The organism is Nocardia sp. NPDC006044, assembly GCF_042871115.1.
GTDB lineage: Bacteria > Actinomycetota > Actinomycetes > Mycobacteriales > Mycobacteriaceae > Nocardia.
On record NZ_JBIAID010000009.1, the window covers coordinates 111185 to 131285 of the forward strand.

Sequence of the window (20101 nt, forward strand, 5' to 3'; positions counted from 1 at the left end):
TCAGAGCTCGACGCGCGACCACGGCAGGGTCTGCATCCGGGTGCGGTCGTCGGTGGCCCAGTCCCAGATCACCGCGGACACCGTCGGCGCGTCCAGCACCGTGGTGCCGAAGTGCTTGTCCGGGGAGCCATCCCGGTATTCGAGGGTGAAGGCGCCGGTCTTCTCCCGGTAGGTCTGCATGTAGACCTGCTCGTCGCGTTCCACCACCAGATACGGGTTCGGCGGGGCCAGCTCGGAAACCCATTGATCGGCAAGGGGTTTGGTCAGGTAAGGGAACTCGCCCGCGCCGCCGTGGGTGACCGTCGCGGGCACGTGCCCGGCCGGGTCGATCAGCCAGGCCAGCTGGGGGTCGTAGACCGCGTAGTCCAGCGGCGTCGCGATCGCGAACAGCAGTTGCCGGACGAACCCGATCGCGTCGTACGGGCAGGGCACCTGCAACGCCGCGCCGGTGGGCGCGCCGCCGACCGGGTGCACGCTGAGGAAGCTGTCGTCCTCCGGGAGCTCGGCGTCGGCCTTGTTCAGCTCGGCCGCGATCTGCGCGACCAGGCCCGCCTCGGGGAGTCCCTGCTGGGTCGCGAGGTAAGCGTCGACCTCGGCGATCGATGACGCGACACCGGACGGCAGCAAGACGTGGTCATAGCTCACCCGGACAGGGTACGTACGCGGCCGTTCACGCCGGGCGACGGGCCGTGTGCGGCTCGGCACAGGCGCAGCCGCCGGCCAGGTCGGCACAGTCGACGACGAAGGTGTGCCGCACGTAGTCGAGGTCTACGCAGTCGTTTTCGGTGCATTCGGTGAGCCTGGTCGAGTGCACGATCAGGGTGCCGTGGCAGTGGTCGGCGGCGGACTCGCAGGACGAACAATCCGGCGCGCGCATGCGTCCTCCAGACGTGATCGGTTCGTTATCTTCGTGTTTACCACCTTCGCGCCACCGGCCGCGGGAGGCCGTCGGCGTGTGTCGCACCGCGACCGGCGTTTGCGCTGTTCGGCGCACCCGGTGACCGCTGCGCGATTGTGTCTCACGCGGCCTCCGGCATGTGGTGAACTTGCTGCATGGGCATCAAGGTGTCGCTCGAACACCGGACCATGTACACCTTCGACCGGCCGGTCGAGGTACATCCGCACGTGGTGCGCCTGCGCCCGGCGCCGCACTCGCGCACCAAGATCGATGCCTATTCCCTGCGGGTGACCCCGGCCGCGCACTTCTGCAACTGGCAACAGGACGCGTTCGGCAATTTCCTTGCGCGACTGGTGTTTCCGGAGCCCGCGCGGGAGCTGTCGATCACCGTCGGGCTGATCGCCGACCTCGAGGTGGTCAACCCGTTCGACTTCTTCATCGAGGACTCCGCCGAGCGCTACCCGTTCGGCTACGGCGCGGAACTGCTCGCGGACCTGGAGCCGTATCTGCGGCCGGTGGACGAGGCGGGGCCGGGTTCCGGGCCGGGGGAACTGGTCGCGGACTGGGTCCGCGCGCACACCGTCACGGATCGGCCGCGCACCATCGACTTCCTGGTCGAGCTCAATCGGGCGCTGCGCCACGACGTCGGCTACACGATCCGGATGGAAGCCGGGGTGCAGACGCCCGATCACACGCTGCGCGGGGCGCTCGGGTCCTGCCGGGACTCGGCCTGGTTGCTGGTGTCGATCCTGCGCGAACTCGGGCTGGCGGCGCGGTTCGTGTCCGGGTATCTGGTGCAGCTGGCGCAGGACGTGCCCGCGCTGGACGGGCCGTCGGGGCCGCGGGCCGACTTCACCGATCTGCACGCCTGGACCGAGGTGTATCTGCCCGGCGCCGGTTGGGTCGGGCTCGATCCGACATCGGGGTTGTTCGCCGGGGAGGGACACATTCCGCTCGCGGCGACGCCGCATCCGGTGTCCGCCGCGCCGATCACCGGGGCGACCGGGCCGGCCGGCGCCACCATGGAGTTCTCCAACACGGTCCGGCGGTTTCACGAGGATCCCCGGGTTACCCTGCCCTACACGGCATCTCAGTGGAAGCGGATCACCGCGTCGGGTGCCGCGGTGGACGCGCGGATGGCCGCCGAAGACGTGGGCCTGACCGTCGGCGGTGAGCCGACGTTCGTCTCCATCGACGACCGGACCGGGGCGGAATGGACCACCGAAGCCGACGGCGCGCACAAGCGGGAACGCGCGGTCGATCTGGCCGATCGGTTGCGCCGGATCTACGCGCCGACCGGGTTGACGCAGTATCGGCAGGGGAAGTGGTATCCGGGAGAACCGTTGCCGCGCTGGGAGATCGCGGTCGCCTGGCGCGACGACGGCGAGCCGGCGTGGACGCGGCAGGATCTGCTCGCCGACCCATGGAGCTCGTCGGCGGGGCGTGCGCCGGATCCCGATGCCGCACGGGACTTGATCGCGCACGTGGCGGCGAGCCTGGGTCTGCCGGACCGGCAGGTCCGGCCGGCCTACGAGGATCCGCTGCTCCGGCTGGCCGGGAAAGTCCGTGCCCCGGAGGGAGATCCGGTCGATCCGATCGACGATCTCGACCCCGATGTGGACTCGGCTCAGGCGCGCAAGGAACTTCTGGCCCGCCTCGATGCCGAGGTGACCGAGCCAACCGCCTACGTGCTGTCGTTGTATCGCCGCGACGACGGCTCCGGCTGGGCGAGCGCGGACTGGCGACTACGCCGTGGCGTCTGCGCCGCCCAGCCCGCCGGGCGAATCGTGTTGACGGAAGGCGATTCTCCGGCCGGGCTGCGCCTGCCCCTCGACTCCGTCTCCTGGCACACACCACCGCAACGCCCCGACCACGATCCGCTGTTCGCCGCGCCGTTGACGGTCGAGCGCGCCGAGGAACCCGCGGTCGTCGAACCCGCCGACTGGGAGCCGACGACAGCCCTGGTCGGCGAGGTCCGCAACGGACGACTGCACGTATTCCTGCCCCCGATCGCGGAACTCGACGACTTCCTCGATCTGCTGCGCCGGATCGAGAACGCGGCGGTCGCGGTCGATCGTCCCGTGGTGCTGGAGGGCTACGCCCCACCGGTCGACGCTCGCCTGCGCACCTTCTCGGTGACCCCCGACCCGGGTGTGATCGAGGTCAACGTGCAGCCGACGATCTCGTTCGCCGAACAGTCCGAGTTGCTGTCCACCCTCTACGAGCAGGCCCGGCTGGCCCGGTTGAGCACCGAATCGTTCGATGTCGACGGCACGCACAGCGGCACCGGCGGCGGCAACCACATCACCCTCGGCGGGGCCACGCCCGCGCGTTCGCCGCTGCTGCGCCGCCCCGATCTGCTGGTCTCGATGCTGACCTACTGGCAGCGGCACCCGTCGCTGTCTTACCTGTTCGCCGGCCGGTTCGTCGGGCCGACCTCGCAGGCGCCGCGGGTGGACGAGGGGCGCGAAGAGACGCTGTACGAACTGGAGATCGCGTTCGCCGAGATCGCGCGCCTGGCCAAGCCGAGTCGGGTTGCGCGGGTGACGGATTCGGCCGCTCGCTCGGTGGGTTCGGCACCGTGGCACATCGATCGCGCGCTGCGCCATCTGCTCACCGATCTCACCGGCAATACCCATCGCGCCGAGTTCTGTATCGACAAGCTCTACAGCCCCGAAACCGCTAGGGGCAGGCTCGGATTGGTGGAGTTGCGCGGCTTCGAGATGCCGCCGCACTTCCAGCTGGCGATGGTGCAGTCGCTGCTGGTGCGCGGCCTGGTCGCGCGCTTCTGGTCGGAACCGTTGCGGGCGCCGCTGATTCGGCACGGCGCGAATCTGCACGGACGATATCTGCTGCCGCACTTCGTGGTCGCCGATATCGCCGAGGTCGCCGCCGATCTGCGCGCGCACGGCATCGACTTCGACGCGGGCTGGCTCGACCCGTTCACCGAGTTCCGCTTTCCCCGCATCGGCACCGTCGTGCTCGGCGATATCGAGCTCGAGCTGCGCGGCGCCATCGAACCGTGGCACACCCTCGGCGAGCAGACCACCACGGCGGGCACCGCCCGCTACGTCGACTCCTCGGTGGAACGCCTCCAGGTGCGGGTGACCGGCGCGGATCGCGGCCGCACCGTGCTGACCTGCAACGGCATGCCGGTCCCGCTGCTGGCCACCGGCACGGCCGGCGTGCAGGTCGCGGGCGTGCGGTACCGGGCGTGGCAGCCGCCGAACTCGCTGCATCCGTCGATCACCGTCGACGTGCCGCTGGTGTTCGACCTGATCGACACCGACACCGGCCTGTCCCGCGGCGGCTGCACCTACCACGTGGCGCACCCGGGCGGCATGGCCTACGACGAACCCCCGGTCAACGCGGTAGCGGCGCAATCGCGGCGCAACCGGCGCTTCGAGGCGGCCGGACACACCACGGCACGGGTCGATCCGGGGGAGTTACGTGCGAAAATGGCGGCACAGTCCATGGACAGCGGTGTGCGGGGCATCCTCGATCTGCGCCGGGCGCGGACCGTCTGGGGCTCGATCGGCGACCGTTAGGCACCTCTGGCAGCGGAAGTGAGGTCGGCGCGGTGACGATGCGCGAGGACGCACTGCGGGAGACGACGGCGGCGCCCGGCGTGCGCGAGCAGGTGGCCGAGCAGTTCGCCCGCTACCGGACCGGCGGCGTGGAGACGGCGCCCTACGACGAATGCGGCAGGCCGACCGTGGGCTACTACGACGAACTGGTCGACGCGGGCGGCAAGGTGCGCCGGATGTGGTCGGAGCTGTCCGCCGATTTCGTCGAACTGGGCACCGCCGGACTCGGCCGGCTCGACAGCCGGGTGCGCCGGCTGATCGAGGACGACGGCATCACCTACACCGAGGTCACCGGGGCGGGCGAGCAGGCGGTGACCACGCCGTGGCGGCTCGATCCGATCCCCCTGCTCATCTCCGCGGACGACTGGACCCGGCTGGAGGCCGGTCTGGTGCAGCGCTCGCGGGTGCTCGACGAGGTGCTCACCGATGTCTACGGCCCGCGGCGCACGCTCACCAGCGGGCTGCTGCCGCCCGAGGTGATCTTCGGTTACCGCGGCTATGTCCGTGCCGCGCACGGCATTACGGTGCCGGGCCGGCATCAGCTGTTCCTGCACGGTTGCGATATCAGCCGGTGGAGCGACGGTGAGTTCCGGGTGACCGCCGATTGGGCGCAGGCGCCCTCCGGCGCCGGGTACGCGCTGGCCGACCGGCGGGTGGTGTCCACGGCGATCCCGGAGGCGTTCGAGCATTCCAATCCGCGCCCGCTCACCCCGTTCGCCCGGGCGATGCGGTTGATGCTGATCGAGTCGGCGCAGGAGGGTGAGTCCGACGATCCGTTCGTCGTGGTGCTGAGTCCCGGCGTGCATTCGGAGACCGCGTTCGATCAGGCCAATCTCGCGTCCATGCTCGGCTTCCCGCTGGTGGAGAGCGCGGATCTGGTGGTACGCGACGCCGCGCTGTGGATGCGCTCGCTCGGCACGCTGCGCCGGGTGGACGTGGTGCTGCGCCGGGTGGATGCCGAGTTCTCCGATCCGCTCGACCTGCGGCCGGATTCGCGGCTCGGCGTGGTCGGGCTGGTGGAGGTGTTGCGCAGGGGCGCGGTCACCGTGGTCAATACGCTGGGCAGTGGGCTGCTGGAGAACCCGGCGCTGACCGGTTTCCTGCCGCGCCTGTCCCGCGCGCTGCTCGGGGAGGATTTGCTGCTGGAGAGCGCGCCGACCTATTGGGGCGGGGACGAGAAGGAACGCGCTCATCTGACGAAGAACCTGCACCGGTTGATCATTCGGTCCGCGGTCGACGGCGCCACGCTCTTCGGTCCCGAGTTGTCGATCCGGCAGCGCGCCGATCTGCGCGCCCGGATCGAGGAAAGCGGCTGGCAGTGGGTCGGGCAGGAACCCGCGCAGTTCTCGGTGGCGCCCGCGGTCGAAGGGTATGGCGGGCTGGCGCCGGCTCCGGTCGGCATGCGGCTGTTCTCGATGGCGCGGCGCAGCGGGTACACCGCGATGGCGGGTGGGCTCGGTCAGCTGCATCAGCGCACGATGCCCGAGCGGGCGGTGATCAAGGTTGCGGCCAAGGACATTTGGGTGCGGGCGGCGCCGGCGACGGTACCCGCGGTGGGCACCGAGGCGCCGCACGAGGAGCGCGAACGGCGGGCGGCCCCGGTCGTCGCGGCGATCAGTTCGCCGCGTGTGCTCAACGATCTGTTCTGGATGGGACGCTACAGCGAGCGGGCGGAATCCGCGGCGCGGTTGCTCATCGCTACGCACGCGCGTTATCAGGACTATCGCTATCGGCCGTGGCTGGAAGGCGCCGAGGCGGTGCCGGTCTTGATGGCGGCGTTGGGCCGTGCCACCGCGACCATCGCTCCGGTCGCCGTATTGTTCGGCGTCGATGATGCTGCGGCAGAGCAGGATTCCACAGATCACGAAGTCACCCGCCGTATGCCTGTGGATAGTTCGGCCGCCGCAACGGACGGGCCGGCCACCAGAGCCGGCCAGTCGACATCGCAGTCGAGCGAATCCGGGACTTCGGCAGCGGCACAGGCTGGTTCGAGTCAGCAGCAGTCGATGGGTGCACCCTCGAGGTCGGTTGGGGCCGACTCCGATTGGGCGGGTGTGGACGACGCGGGCTCGGGTATTGCCGAGGAAATGAACGTGACCATCCGACCAGGCGTGCTGCACCGGGCGATGGTCGCTGCGGCGAGCGCGGCCGAGGAGCAAGGCGTCGCGCCGCCCGGACCGGGATGGACGCCGGTGGCCGGTGCGTCCAGGGAGGGCTACGAATACTTGGCGGCGTTGACCATCGACCGCGACCTGCCCGGCTCGCTGGCCTTCGCGATCGATCGCTACGAGAACGCCGCCCGCGCCGTGCGCGATCAGCTCTCCGCCGATACCTGGATGATCCTGAGCGCCGTCGACCGCGCGCTCGCCGAGTACCGCGACACGCACGAAGACCAGGAATCCGCGCTGTCGGCGGTGCATTCGCTGACCTTGGCGGCGCTGCTGTCGCTGTCCGGCATCGGCGCCGAATCGCTGGTGCGCGACTCCGGTTGGTACGTCATGGATATCGGCAAACGCATCGAGCGCGGACTGGCGCTGACCGCGCTGATGTCGGCGGCGTTGACCCAGACCTATCCGGACGAAGCCGGGCGGGTGGTCACCGAGTCGGTGCTGCGCGCCACCGAGTCGCAGGTGAGTTACCGTCGGCGGCACGGCGATTCGGTGCGCATCTCCGCGGTCGCCGGCCTACTGCTCTTCGACACCGCCAATCCGCGATCGCTGGCCTACCAGCTCGATCGCCTCGACGCGGACCTGCAGGCGCTGCCCGGCGCCTCGGGATCGTCACGGCCGCAACGCTTGCTGGCCGACGCGCAACGGATGCTGCGTCGCGTCGACCCGGACGATCTCGACGTCACCGACGACGAAGGCACGCGCATCGAACTGCTCGAATTGCTGGAGGGTGTGCACCTGCGGCTGCGCAAGCTGTCCGAGTCGTTCGAAACCTCGAGGCTGTCGCTGCCCGCCGGCTTCCAGCCGCTGTGGGGCAGCACCCGGGTGGTCGGATGAGCGGCCGCAACGGGACGGCCCGGCGCTATCGGGTGGCCCACCGCACCACGTACTGCTATTCCGACGAGGTCACCAGCTCTTATGGGCGTGCGTACCTCACCCCGCGCGAATTCCCCGGGCAGCGCCTGCTTTCGCACGACCTCTCGATCGATCCGGTGCCGTCGGATCAGTCGGTCGGCCCGGACGTGTACGGCAACACCACCTCCTACTTCCACGTCACCGCCGAGCATCGGACCCTGGTGGTCACCGGCGAATCCCTGGTCGAGGTCGACCGTCCCGACCGCGCCGCGAACGGACCGGCGGCCCAGGCGTGGGAGCACGCCCGCCCGAGCGGCGCGACCGGCCCGCTCGCCGTGGAGTTCACCCTCGATCTGCAACCACCCGAGATCACCCCCGAGGTCCGGGCGTACGCGGCCGAGTCGCTGACCCCCGGCCGGCCGCTCATCGACGCGCTGGCCGAACTGAACACCCGCATCCACACCGACTTCACCTACCGGTCCGGCTCGACCACCGTGTCCACCAAGGTCGCCGACGTGTTCGCCGCCCGGGCCGGGGTCTGCCAGGACTTCGCCCGAATCGGCGTGGCCTGCTTGCGATCCCACGGCTTGGCCGCCCGTTACGTGTCCGGCTATCTGGCCACCGACCCGCCGCCCGGCAAGGAACGCATGGTCGGCGCCGACGCCACGCACGCCTGGTCGGCGGTGTGGGTGCCGGATGCCGACGAGCACGACCGCACCGGTCACTGGATCGACTTCGACCCGACCAACGATCAATTCGGCGACGAGCGCTATGTCACCGTGGCCTGGGGCCGGGACTATGCCGACGTGCCGCCGCTGCGCGGCATCATCTATACCGACGCCAAGGAGAGCACGATTACCGTCTCGGTCGATGTCTCACCGGTGGAGGTGTAACCCGCGTGCGCGATTTCGCCTGCCCCAACTGCGGCCAGCAGTTGGCCTTCGAGAACTCGGTGTGCCTGTCCTGTTCCAGCCCACTGGGTTTCAGCCTCGCCGATATCGCCCTGCTGGTGATCGGCTCGGCGGACCAGCCGATGACCGGGGTGGTGGACGCGGGCCGGTTCCGGCTCTGCGACAACCTGCATGTGGCGCAGTGCAATTGGCTCGTCGCCGTGCCCGAACCCGGCGCGGATGCGCCCGAGCCCGTGCTGTGCGAATCCTGCCGGCTCACCCGGACCCGCCCCAACGACCTCGACCCCGCGGGCCTGGCCGCCTTCGCCGAAGCCGAAGCGGCCAAGCGCAGGCTGATCGTCGAGCTGACCGAGCTCGGCCTGCCGATCGTCGGCCGCGACCGGGATCCGGATCGCGGCCTCGCCTTCGACCTGCTCACCAGCGTCGGCGGCACCGTCGTCACCGGCCATAAGAACGGCGTGATCACCCTCGACCTGGCCGAGGCCAACGACCCGCACCGCGAACAGCTGCGCATCGAGATGGACGAGCCCTACCGCACCCTGCTCGGCCACTTCCGCCACGAGATCGGTCATTACTACTACATGATCCTGGTCGCCACCGACGAAGCCGCGCAACGCTTTCGCGCCCTCTTCGGCGACCCCGACGCCGACTACCAGGCGGCGCTGAACCGCCACTACGCCGACGGCGCCCCCGCCGGCTGGGAATCGGACTACGTCTCCTCCTACGCCACCATGCACGCCGCCGAGGACTGGGCCGAAACCTTCGCCCACTACCTGCACATCCGTGACACCCTGGACACCGCCGCCGCCTTCGGCCTCGCCCCCGCCGGCGCCTCCCTCGACCGGCCCCAGGTCGGCCGCGCCGGCTTCGACAAGATCATCGACCTCTGGCTGCCCCTGGCCTGGTCGCTCAATATGGTCAACCGCTCCATGGGTCATCCCGACCTCTACCCCTTCGTCCTGCCCGACCCCGTCCTCGACAAGATGCGCCTGGTCCACGATCTCTGCGCCACTCCACGCCGACCGGGACCGGCCGAGGGCGGTGGCGCGATCGACGACGGTGGACTAACCTCTTAGCTAAGGAGGTGGGTCATGGCGGGCGAAGCGGCTGGGCAGTTCAATATTCACGAGGCGAAAACCAACCTGTCGCGCATCATCGAGCGGGTCGAACGCGGCGAGGAGATTATCATCAGCCGGGCCGGCCAGCCGGTCGCCAAAGTGGTTCCGCTGAGCCGCAGCGCGAACCGGGGCGGTCGCGGCTCGCTGAGCGGGCGGCTGGTCCTCGCCCCCGACTGGGACTCCGAGGAGACCAACGCCCAGATCGCCGGCGACTTCGGGATGGTGCCGTGAGGCTGCTGCTTGACACCCATGTGGTGCTGTGGTGGCTCACCGACGATCCGACCCTCGCCGACGCGATGAAGGAACGGATCACCCACGACCCGGACATCCTGGTGAGTGCGGCCACGATCTGGGAGGTCGCCATCAAACAGGCCCTCGGCAAGCTGCAGGGACCGGTCGGGCTGGCGGACTACATCGGCAACGGCGGATTCATCCCGCTCCCGATCGGCCTCGACCACGCGGCCGCGGCCGGTCGGCTGCCCATGATCCACCGGGACCCGTTCGACCGAATGCTGGTGGCGCAGGCGCAATTCGAGGACCTCACGCTGGTCACCCGCGACCCGTGGTGCCGGCAGTACGACGTTGCCGTTCTCCCCGTGTGAGGCGCGTCAGGCGTGCGCGGCGTAGATGTGGGCGGATACCTCGTCGCGCTGGTGGAGGAAATCGGGGTGGGCCCGCAGGGTGGTGAAAGAGGCGTCCGGGAGCAAGGATTTGAACGTGGTCGGCTCGTCGTAGATGACGCGACCGGGGCGGGTGCCCATGACCAGCACACGGGTGCCCAGCAGCAGGGCCTCGTCGATGCTGTGGGTGACGAACAGGACCGTCTTTTTCCGGTCGCGCCAGAGGGTTCGCAGTTCGCCCTGAAGGTTTTCCCGGGTGAGGGCGTCCAAGGCGCCGAACGGTTCGTCCATCAGGATGATCTGGGGATCGTTGACCAGCACGCGGGCTATTTGAGCGCGCTGCTGCTGGCCGCCGGAGAGTTCGTAGGGGCGGCGATTGCCGAGGTGGTCGAGGCCGACGAGGGTGAGCATGCGGTCGGCGTCGGCACTGCGCCGATCACGCGGCACGCCACGGACTTTGGGGCCAAACTCGACGTTCTGCCGCACGGACAGCCAGGGGTAGAGGCTGGGTTGCTGGAAGACGACCCCGCGCTCGGGATCGGGTCCGGTGATCGGGCGGCCGCCGACCTGGACCGTGCCCTCGGTCGGTTCCAGGAAACCGGCCAGCAGGCTCAGCAAGGTCGACTTGCCGCAGCCGGAAGGACCTACCACGCAGACGAACTCGCCGCTGTCGATGGACAGGTCGGTCGGCGCGAGCACCTGCGTCGGGCCGTCGGCACCGGGGTAGCTCTTGCTCACTCCGATGAGCCGGACGAGCTCGGTCACGAGCTCGCGCCCTTGGCCGCATCGCCGTAAATGCCGGTGCGGTAAGCGGATTCGTCGCCGACCGCGCCGATTCCGCCCTGGCTCAACAGGAATTCGGCCGTCTTGTGCAGATCGGCGCCGAAACCGCCGCCCAGGTACTTCGCATCGGCCTGCTCGGCCGCACCGAGGTAGGTGTATCCGGCCAGCTGCGGCCCGACCAGCTTCGGCTCGATGCCGAGCTGCGCGCCGATCGAGACAGCCGCCTCGTCGGGCTTGGTCCGCAGCTGCGTCACCGCGTAGTCCTGCAACTTCGCCCACACCACCGCGAAGCGCGGGTTCTCGTCCAGGAACTTCTTGCTCGCGACGGCCAGGTCGAAGGTCGGCGCGCCCGCGGCGGCGGTGTCGGCGCTGGAGGTGACGACGTGGCCGCCGGATTCGGCGAGCTTCGACAGGGTCGGGTCCCACACCCAGGCCGCGTCGATCTGGCCGCCGGTCCAGGCGCCGGGAATCGCGTCCGGCGTCATGTTGATCAACTGCACGTCGGCGGCCAGGCCGGCCTTGCCGAGCGCGGCGAGCAGGCTGTAATGCGCGGTGCTGCCGAACGGTGTCGCGACGCGCTTGCCGCGCAACCCGGCCAGCGAGGTGATCGAGTTGTCCTTGGCGATCAGCGATTCCGACTTGCCGATCACGTCGTGGATCCACAGCACCCGGACCGGCAGATTCAGCGGCGCGGACAGCGCCTTGGTCGCCGGGCTCGATCCCATGGTGCCGATGTCGAGGCTGCCCGCGCCGAACGCCTGGACCACGTCGGCGCCCGAGGAGAACTGGCTCCAGGTGACCTTCGCGTTCGGCAGGCAGGCGGCGAGTAGTCCGCGATCCTTCACCAGCAGGTCGGCATTGGGGATGGCCTGGAACCCGATCCGCGCGGTCGCGGTCACGCTCGGATCCGCCGCGAAGGGGCACGCTGTCTGCGCCCCTGCGGCCGCGGTGTCGCCGCGACCGGACTCGACGCATCCTGCGGTCGTCGCGACCACGGCGGCGACGGCCAGACCGGCGGTGACCGCCCGGCGGAGTGCGGATTTCATACCTTGCCTTTCCACGGAACTGCTTTGGCACCAAGGAATTTGATGACCGAGTCGAGCACGAGCGCGGCGCAGCCGATCACGATGATGCAGGCGATGGTCAGCGGCGTATTCAGCTGTGTGCCGGAGATATACGCGAGGCCGCCGATGCCGGGGATGCCGTTGTTCAGCTCGGCGGCCACCACGGTGGTCCAGGCGAACGCGGTGGCGATCCGGATGCCGCCGATCACCTCGGGCAGCGTCGCGGGCAGCACCACCCGCGAAATCACCTGGGCGCGACCGGCGCCCAGCGAGCGGGCGGCATTGAGATAGTCCTGTTTGACCCCGGTGACGCCGCTCAGCGTGGCGACGGCGATCGGCGGGAAGGCGGCCAGGAACAGCAACCAGATCTTCGACATGTCGCCGATGCCGAACCACACGATCAGCAGGCCGATATAGCCGAGCGGCGGCAGCGACCGCAGGAAGTTCAGGATCGGCTCGGTGACCAGTCGCACCGGGGTGAGCATGCCCATCCCGAAGCCGATCAGCGGGCCGGCCACGACCGCGAGGCCGACCCCGGCGGCGATCCGCTGCAGGCTGGCCAGCAGATGCTCCCACAGGTAATAGTTCTGCTCACCGATCACCGTGCGATCCACGCCCGCCGCGATCTGATGGCGAGAGTTGGCCCGCACGAACGCATCCCACACCGCGTGCGGGGACGGCAGATACAGCGGATCGACCAGGCCGGCGGCGGTGACCACGGTCCATACCCCGAGCACGAGCACCAGCGCGCCGAGCCGGGTCAGCGCCGGACCGAGCAGACGACGGTAGGCCCGAGGACGTCGCGGCACGACCGCAGGCGCGGCCACGTCCACCGTCGGCGTGTCCGGCGTGGTGACAGCGGTCATGCGGCGCTCGGTGACAATCCACGCCGATGCGGGCCCACGTCGGACACGGCACTCTCCTCAAAACTCGGCAAACCTCGACGCTATCCGCGCCGAAGGGGTCGAGGGGAGAGTTAGAAACGCCGTGAACTTAATTGGCGGGCGGGCCGATCACGCTATTCCGTTGACGCTGCCGTTCATGCCGTTGACGCCGTTCATCCCCACGTGCTCGCCGATGTTGCCCGCCAACCACTGGTTCTGCGCCAATGTCTCGAAAACACAGATCAGCAACAGTTTCCGGCTGCGCCGGCTGACCGAGTACTCGAGATCGGGCGCGGTTTCCGGACCGCGCAGCGCGCTGCTGATGCCTTTACGCAGGTTCGGCTCGGACAGCAGCCAGAATAATTCCGGCCCGATCAATACCGATTGCCCGCCGGTTTCGTGGAACCAGCGCCCGGCGAATTCGATCAACAGGTCGGTGAACGCGTCCCCGCTTTCCACCGATTCGGTGAGCTGGCTCAGCGCACCCGATCGGTCCACGCTGCTCTGGATCACCGAGGCGAGTCTGCTCGCTACTTCACGGAATTGATCGACGTCCTGGTCTTGCCAGACTGTGAGAGACATGCGTTTTCTCCATCGAAGTAGTCGAGCGTGGGTGAGTTACTAACTACCTGGACGTCGCCGCGGGATTATCGGTGGTTGACCAGCTTTCGGCCCTCGGCGTCGAAAGTGTTGAAGCGCATGGGGGTATTCGGGCCTGCGGCGAAGGGGCCCGCCGCGGGCTTCGCGGTCTCGTGCCCGTTCGCCGGTGTCTGGCCATTGACCTGAGGATGTCCGTTGAGCTGCGGCGATGTCACCTGCTCCGGCAGTTCCTCGGCGGTCACGTAGTGATCGATTTCCGAGGCGAGCGTGTCCGGGAGCTGGCGCGCGGCGGTGCTGCGGCCCAGCAGGATCAACGTGAGATGCACCGCGAACAGCAGCGTCAGCGGCATTCCGGCATAGATGATCAATGACACCGGGCCGCCGCCGATCTCGCGTGCGTATTCGATATTCCCGGCCACCGATACCAGCGTGGAAAGCACGAAAAGCCCGGTGGCATACCACCAGCCGGCGCTGCGTTTCGGGAATGAGGCGGTGGCGACGATGGAACCGACGACCAAGCCGTCGATGGCGATCGGCACATTGGACGCGAGATCGGCTTCCACCAGATTGCGCACGGCCAGATGGTGCAGCGCGGCAAAAGACATCTCGAATGCCTTGAGCGCGACCACCGAGGAAACGATCAGCGACAGATACAACGGACGCGGCCGCACGATGCTGCGCCAGCGAGTCCATATCGGGGGACGGCGTGGCATGACCGGCTGCGCCATTGATTCGGCAGGCAACCCCGGCGTGATCGTCGTCATAGCGGGGAGCGTAGCGCGTCGATAGCTCAGCGCATCGGAGCCTATCGGCCGAGTCGCGTTTATGGATTGGCGAGGTCGCGACCTCGCATTGTGTTATCTGGTGCCGGAGTTCCTAGGCGCGCAGCCGTTCACGGCGAAGTTGCTCGACCTCCGGCATCGGCAGCGGCGCCAATTCGGTGACGCCGAGCGCCCGCATGAGCAGCAGATCGGCCAGTTCCGGATTGCGGGCCAGCGCGGGACCGTGCATGTAGGTGCCGATCACCGAGCCCTGCACCACACCCTCGAGGCCGTCGCCTACCCCGTTGCCGACGCCGCGGGTGACCTTGGCCAGCCCGGTCGCGTCGCCGCCGAGTTTCGTGCCGCCCCGGTGGTTTTCGAATCCGGTCAGCGCCGCGCTCAGCCCGGACAGCAGGGGCGCGGTGGTCACCTCGCCGATCGCGCGCTTGGGCTGCGGAGAGGTGGTCACGTCGATCATGCCCACGCCGTCCACCCGCTCGCCCGACGACGTCTCGTACCACTGGCCGAGCACCTGGATGGCGGCGCAGATGGCCAGCACCGGAGTGCCGTTCGCGGCCGCCTGTTGCAGGCCGGGGTAGCGCTGCAGGTGCCGGGTGGCCAGGCGCTGCGCCGAATCCTCCGCGCCGCCAAGGGTATAGATGTCCAGCGAGTCGGGAACCGGGTCGGCCAGGGTGATCTCGACGACCTCGGCGGCGTAGCCGCGCAGCCGCAGCCGCTGCCGCAGCACCAGCGCGTTGCCGCCGTCGCCGTAGGTGCCCATCACGTCGGGCAGCACCAGACCGATGCGCACGGTCGATTCAGTCATGACTTCGCCTCGAGGTCGCGGTTGAGATCCCGGAATGCGGTGTAGTTTGCCAGCACCTCGACGTGCCCCGCCGGGCAGGAGGCGATGGCGCGCAACGGATTCGGCACCGTGGTGTGCTCGACGCCCGCGTAGGTGAGGCGCACGGCGAGGTCGGTGGCCCGCTCGCCGGAGGCGACCACCTGGACGCCCTCGAAGTGCTCGAACCGCACGTCCCACAGCCAGGACAGGTCCTCGCCGTCGGGTACCTGCCCGTTCACCGCGATCACCAGCCCGGCCGAACTCGGCTCGATCATGGACAGCGCTTCCTGCCAGCCCGCCGGGTTCTTCGCCAGCAGCAGCCGGGCGTCGTGCTCGCCGACCTGCACGGTGCGGTAGCGGCCGGCGATCTCGCGCACGGTGCCGGTCGCGGCCACCGCGGCCGCCGGATCGGCGCCGAGCGCGATCGCCGCGGCGACCGCCTGCGCGGCATTGCCGCGGTTGGCCCGGCCGGGCAGCGCCAGGGTCAGCGGGAACCGTTGCTTGCCCGGACCGATCAGATCATCGCCGTCCAGCCACCAATCCGGTTCCGGCCGTTCGAAATCCGCCCCGGTGCTCCGCCAGTGCTCGCCCTCCCACAGGACCGGTTCGCCGCTGCGCGGGCAACTGGTCGCGTCCATCGACCAGCCGCTGCCCGCGGCCACCCACACCACGTTCGGGTGGTCGTAGGCGATCGAGGTGACCAGCACGTCGTCGCAGTTGGCGATCACCACGGTGTCGGGGTGGCGGGCGAGGCCGGCCCGCAGCTTGCGCTCGATCATGTTGATCTCGCCGACCCGGTCCAGCTGATCGCGGCTCAGATTGAGCAGCACGACCGCGGCGGGGTTCAGCGCGTCGGTGACGTGCGGCAGGTGCAGCTCGTCCACCTCGATGGCGGCCAGCTCGACGCCGCGATGGGCGCTGAGCGCGGCCACGATGCCCGCGTCCATGTTCGCGCCGTCGGCCTGGGTGGCGACCTCGCCGAGCGTGCTGAGCGCCGCGGTGGTCATCCTGGTCGTGGTCGACTTGCCGTTGGTGCCGGTGACCAGCACCGTGCGCCGGCCGCGGCCGAGCTGGTCCATGATCGTCTTGTCGATCTGCAGCGCGATGAGCCCGCCGATCATCGATCCCTTGCCGCGTCCCGCCTTCTGCGAGGCCCACGACGCTGCCGCCGCGGCCCGCAGGGCGATTCGCCCACGCACCGAAATTTCTGCCACGCCGCGAGTCTATGTTCGACCCGGGTTACCGGCGCGGTCCGGGCCAGTGGCGTAGCCCACCCGGCGCGGCTAGCCCTGGTACAGCTTGCTGTTGTAGTTGGCGGGGGCGTAGTGGCGTTCGAGTTCCTCGAGCGTTTCGGTGGTGTCGGTCTGGACCTCTTTGACCAGGCGCGGCCAGGACGGCAGGCCGTCCTCGGGCCACTGCTCCGGTTCCCACAGATGGCTGCGCAGGAACGCCTTCGCGCAGTGGAAATAGATCTGCTCGATGTCCACCTCGACGGCGAGGATCGGGCGGTGGCCGCGCACCACCATCTCGTCGAAGTACGGCGCGTCGCGCACCAGCCGGGCGCGCCCGTTGATCCGCAGGGTCTGGCTGCGGCCGGGGATGACGAACAGCAGGCCGATGTGCGGGTTGGCGAGGATGTTGAAGTAGCCGTCCGCGCGCCGGTTGCCGGGCCGCTCGGGAATCGCGAGGGTCCGGTCGTCGAGAACCCGGACGAAGCCCGCCGGATCGCCCTTCGGCGACGCGTCGCAGTTGCCCTGCGCGTCGCTGGTGCTCATGACCAGGAACGGGGTGGCGGCGATCCAGTCGCGATCCCGGGGATGCAGCGTGACCCGCTCCTTGTTCGCGGCGCGGGACCCCACCTCGCCCAGCAGATTTCGCAGTTCGACGGGGTCGGTGAGCTGTTCGGTGGACTCGCGCATACCCGATTCAAGCATCCGGATCGCGGTGTGCCGCCGGGAGATCGGTCACATCAGATCTGCACGTCGAACAGGTTGGGCTGGCCGGCGGCGTAGCGGTCCGCGTCCATCCGGCGCAGCGGCTCGAGTTCGGTCGCGCGGTAGAGCGTGTACATCCGGCAGCGTTCGGCGTTCGAGCCGGACACGTCGAGCAGCGCGTTCACCGCCGCCCTGGCCGACTCGTTCGCGCCTTCCATGGTGGCCAGGTCGACATTGGTGCGGACGTAATCGCCTGCCAGGAACAGGTTTTCGAGCGCGCCGTGTGGCTCCGGCCGGAACTCCCAGGAGCCCGCGGTGTTGATCAGCAGCGGGTCGGCGTTGGCGTTGCGGTGCAAGCCCTCCTGCCAGGAGATGCCGGGATCGAGGTGCCAGGAGTGCAGGTCGGCGTCGCGCAGCACGTCACCGCGGTCGTTGAGATGCGCCGTGATCTGCGCCCACACCTCGCGGGCGATCTCGTCGTGGGTGCACTCCTTGGCGGGCTTGCCGTACAGCATGCCCGGGGTGTTCCAGTCGGAGATGTCCACCGACAGGCAGTCCTGCACGGAGCCGTCGCCGAAGTCGGTGAATTTCCGCGCCCAGACCTGGTTCTGGTTGATCGAGGTGAGTGCCCATGGCGCGTCGATATAGGCGGTGTGGCCGCGCGAGATGTCGGCGGGCCTGCGCAGATAGAACTGCAGGCCGTTCATCCAGTCGGAGAAGAGCCGGTCCATCGCGGCCAGTTCGGGGCGCACCGCGAGCACGTCCTTCGACCACAGGGCACGCGCCTGTTCGGCGGGCATGGCGACCACGAAGTAGTCGGCATCGATGGTGCGTTCCGTGCCGGACTTGTCCGCGATCCGGGCCGCGGTGATCCGGCCGTCGCGCACGTCGAGCCCGCGCACCTCGGCGCCGAGCTCGAATCGCACGCCCAGTTCGCGCATCCGCTGCAGCCACGGCTCGATCCAGACGGCGTTGGTCGGCCCGTTCAGCACCCGGTCGAGCCCGCCGTCGTTGCCGATCTCGGCCGGATTGCCGAGGAACTGCTCGCCCATGTTGCCGATGGTTCGGACGCTGGCCACGTCCTCCTTCGCGGCGACCATGATGCTGGTCAGCGTGCGGGACAGGAGTGCGCGGAATTCGTGCGAGCGGGCGTTGCCGCCGACGTAGTCACGCCAGGACGTGTGCTCCCACTGGCCGAGCCTGCGGGCATCGCAACTGCTGTTGAACACGAGCAGTCGATTGGCGAAGTAGAGGCCCTCGTTGACCGGCATGTGCAGCGTGGTGGAGATCGTGGCGCCGAGGGTCTCGCGGAAGCTGTCCGGGGTGAACCCGGTACGGGCGCGCGGGCCGAGCGGCAACCGGAAGTCGTCGCCGTCGCGCCGGGCGAAGCGGGCCTCCGGCACCGCCACCAGGTTGTTCCACACGCCGTTCGGGTTGCCCGCGAACGGAATTCGGCGCATGGTGTCCGGCACGTGTTGATAGAAGCCGGGGAAGAAGCGGAAGCCGTGCTCGCCGGGCAGGTCCGCCCGGCCCGCGGATCCGGTGCCGGGCACCGGCATGCTGCGCGCCTTACCGCCCCACGCGCGGCGCTCGAAAATCGTTACCTGGAAGCCACGTTCGATCAGTTCGTGCGCCGCGGTCAGGCCCGCCACGCCACCACCCAGTACCGCGACCCGCCTGCCGCCCGGACTACCCGCGGCAGGCCCGGATCTCAGCGCCCCCGCCGTCAGTGCCCCCGCTGCCGCTACCCCCGCCACAGCCGTTCCGCGAAGCAAGGTCCTTCGCGATACGGTCCACCGATGTTCTGCCATGCGCCGCTCTGTGCCTAGCCTCGGGACCTTTGTTACATGTTGTCACTACTGTAAAGCGGCAGGTCCGCACCGGCGTACCCGCCCTGTGCCTGGTCCGAGGTGAAGGCTGATTCGGTCGGCGGATGTGAGCATAGCGATATCCGGGATCGCGTAGGCGAACCTGTGACGACGGTTTCCCGAACCCGTTGGTAGGCATAAATATCTGCGCCCGCGCCGGCCCGCTCGGCGGCCCGGGCGAGACCGCGGGCGGCATCCTGCGCGGGGTTCAGGCCTTGACGAGTTCCGGGGTGCCCGCGGCCGCGTCGAGTTCCGCGGCCTGTGCCGGGTCGACCTTCGTGCGCTTGCCCGCGGTCGCGGCGAACGCGCCCGCGATGACGATCACGCCGCCGAGGAGCGACAGCGGTGTCGGGGTCTCGTCCAGGAACGCCCACGCGGCGGCGATGCCGACGACCGGTACGAGCAGCGTGAACGGCGCGACGACGCCCGCGGGGTAGCGGCTCATCAGGTACGTCCACATGCCGCTGCCGACGACCGTCGCGAGCACGGCGGTGTAGGCCACCGCCGCGAGCGCGGGCCAGCCCGCCGCGGAGAAGGAATCGGCGATCGCGTGCAGACCGGTCGTCGGCCCCTCGGTCACCGCGGACAGCACGAACATCGGCAGCGGCGGAACGACGGCGATCCACAGCGTCAGGTGCATGGTGTTGAGGCCGGGGGATTCGACGGTGGCCTGCCGCGCACCGATATTGCCGAACGCCCAGCCCAGCCCGGCGGCCAGCGTGAGCAGCACCGGCAGCAGCGAGGCGTGCTCGAGCCGATCCCAGCCGATCACCGCCATGCCCGTCATCGCCACCGCGATGCCAGCGACCTGCACCGGACGGATCCGCTCGCGCAGGAACAACGCGCCGAGCAGCACGGTGAACGGCGCGGACGACTGCAACACCAGCGAGGCCAGCCCGGTCGGCATGCCCGCGCGCATCGCGGTGAACAGGAACGCGAACTGCAGGATGCCGAAACCGGTGCCGTACAACAGAAGCCAGCGCAGCCGGACCTTCGGGCGAGGGACGAACAGCAGCACCGGCACCGCGATGACCGCGAAGCGCAGCGCGGCGAAGAAGAACGGCGGGAAGTGGTCGAGTCCCGCGCGCAGCGCGAGGAAGTTCAGTCCCCAGAGCAGAACGACGGTCAGTCCGAGCAGGCGATCACGAGCGGTCATGGGACCAATCGTGCGCGGGCCTAACCATCAGAACAATCGAATTAATATGG

At 69.2% G+C, this 20101-nt stretch carries 18 protein-coding genes; 6 read left to right on the top strand and 12 right to left on the bottom strand.

Annotated elements, in window-relative coordinates; translation table 11 throughout:
* Together ACFYO1_RS43520 and ACFYO1_RS43525 are read right to left on the bottom strand one after the other, a co-directional pair.
* Complete coding sequence (locus ACFYO1_RS43520) at positions 1-645, bottom strand: hypothetical protein (protein ID WP_387245516.1); 645 nt, start codon at positions 643-645, stop codon at positions 1-3.
* A 25-nt stretch (positions 646-670) separates the two neighbouring features.
* The gene (locus tag ACFYO1_RS43525; protein ID WP_387245519.1) at positions 671-877 is read right to left on the bottom strand and encodes a hypothetical protein; all 207 of its coding nucleotides are present in this window, start codon (positions 875-877) and stop codon (positions 671-673) included.
* A gap of 176 nt (positions 878-1053) precedes the next feature.
* Here ACFYO1_RS43525 and ACFYO1_RS43530 point away from each other — a divergent pair, with 176 nt between their 5' ends.
* From ACFYO1_RS43530 to ACFYO1_RS43555, 6 genes are read left to right on the top strand one after another with little or no spacing between them, the layout of a single operon-like run.
* Complete coding sequence (locus ACFYO1_RS43530; RefSeq protein ID WP_387245522.1) at positions 1054-4446, top strand: DUF2126 domain-containing protein; 3393 nt, start codon at positions 1054-1056, stop codon at positions 4444-4446.
* A gap of 38 nt (positions 4447-4484) precedes the next feature.
* Complete coding sequence (locus tag ACFYO1_RS43535) at positions 4485-7490, top strand: circularly permuted type 2 ATP-grasp protein (protein ID WP_387245680.1); 3006 nt, start codon at positions 4485-4487, stop codon at positions 7488-7490.
* A complete protein-coding gene (locus tag ACFYO1_RS43540; RefSeq protein ID WP_387245525.1) occupies positions 7487-8401 on the top strand; it encodes a transglutaminase N-terminal domain-containing protein in 915 nt (304 codons plus the stop codon). Before ACFYO1_RS43535 ends, ACFYO1_RS43540 begins: the two co-directional genes overlap by 4 nt.
* Positions 8402-8406: 5 nt before the next feature.
* Complete coding sequence (locus ACFYO1_RS43545) at positions 8407-9495, top strand: putative zinc-binding metallopeptidase (protein WP_387245527.1); 1089 nt, start codon at positions 8407-8409, stop codon at positions 9493-9495.
* 15 nt (positions 9496-9510) lie between these two features.
* Positions 9511-9768: a type II toxin-antitoxin system Phd/YefM family antitoxin gene (locus ACFYO1_RS43550; protein WP_387245530.1), complete on the top strand. Its 258-nt coding sequence runs from the start codon at positions 9511-9513 to the stop codon at positions 9766-9768.
* A complete protein-coding gene (locus ACFYO1_RS43555; RefSeq protein WP_387245533.1) occupies positions 9765-10139 on the top strand; it encodes a type II toxin-antitoxin system VapC family toxin in 375 nt (124 codons plus the stop codon). The genes ACFYO1_RS43550 and ACFYO1_RS43555 overlap by 4 nt, the downstream gene beginning before the upstream one ends.
* Positions 10140-10145: 6 nt before the next feature.
* Here ACFYO1_RS43555 and ACFYO1_RS43560 read toward each other — a convergent pair whose 3' ends face one another.
* The 10 genes from ACFYO1_RS43560 to ACFYO1_RS43605 form a co-directional block, all read right to left on the bottom strand.
* Positions 10146-10922, bottom strand: coding sequence for an ABC transporter ATP-binding protein (locus ACFYO1_RS43560; RefSeq protein ID WP_387245536.1), 777 nt, complete (start codon positions 10920-10922; stop codon positions 10146-10148).
* Positions 10919-11986 (bottom strand): ABC transporter substrate-binding protein, encoded by a 1068-nt coding sequence (locus ACFYO1_RS43565; RefSeq protein WP_387245539.1) that lies wholly within the window; start codon positions 11984-11986, stop codon positions 10919-10921. The genes ACFYO1_RS43560 and ACFYO1_RS43565 overlap by 4 nt, the downstream gene beginning before the upstream one ends.
* A complete protein-coding gene (locus ACFYO1_RS43570) occupies positions 11983-12870 on the bottom strand; it encodes an ABC transporter permease (protein ID WP_387245542.1) in 888 nt (295 codons plus the stop codon). Before ACFYO1_RS43570 ends, ACFYO1_RS43565 begins: the two co-directional genes overlap by 4 nt.
* A 147-nt stretch (positions 12871-13017) precedes the next feature.
* Positions 13018-13470 carry a hypothetical protein gene (locus ACFYO1_RS43575; protein ID WP_375908098.1) on the bottom strand — a complete coding sequence of 151 codons (453 nt, stop codon included), beginning with the start codon at positions 13468-13470 and terminating at the stop codon, positions 13018-13020.
* 65 nt (positions 13471-13535) lie between these two features.
* Positions 13536-14252: a DUF2637 domain-containing protein gene (locus ACFYO1_RS43580; protein ID WP_387245545.1), complete on the bottom strand. Its 717-nt coding sequence runs from the start codon at positions 14250-14252 to the stop codon at positions 13536-13538.
* A gap of 112 nt (positions 14253-14364) precedes the next feature.
* A complete protein-coding gene (locus tag ACFYO1_RS43585; protein WP_387245548.1) occupies positions 14365-15075 on the bottom strand; it encodes a type 1 glutamine amidotransferase in 711 nt (236 codons plus the stop codon).
* A complete protein-coding gene (locus ACFYO1_RS43590; protein ID WP_387245551.1) occupies positions 15072-16307 on the bottom strand; it encodes a MurT ligase domain-containing protein in 1236 nt (411 codons plus the stop codon). The genes ACFYO1_RS43585 and ACFYO1_RS43590 overlap by 4 nt, the downstream gene beginning before the upstream one ends.
* Positions 16308-16376: 69 nt before the next feature.
* Entirely contained in the window at positions 16377-17027 is a 651-nt protein-coding gene (locus tag ACFYO1_RS43595) for a pyridoxamine 5'-phosphate oxidase family protein (RefSeq protein ID WP_387245554.1), read from the bottom strand.
* 35 nt (positions 17028-17062) lie between these two features.
* The gene (locus ACFYO1_RS43600; RefSeq protein WP_387245557.1) at positions 17063-18838 is read right to left on the bottom strand and encodes an FAD-dependent oxidoreductase; all 1776 of its coding nucleotides are present in this window, start codon (positions 18836-18838) and stop codon (positions 17063-17065) included.
* A gap of 265 nt (positions 18839-19103) precedes the next feature.
* Positions 19104-20051, bottom strand: a complete 948-nt coding sequence (locus ACFYO1_RS43605; protein ID WP_387245560.1) for an EamA family transporter — start codon at positions 20049-20051, stop codon at positions 19104-19106.
* Positions 20052-20101 lie beyond the last annotated feature (50 nt).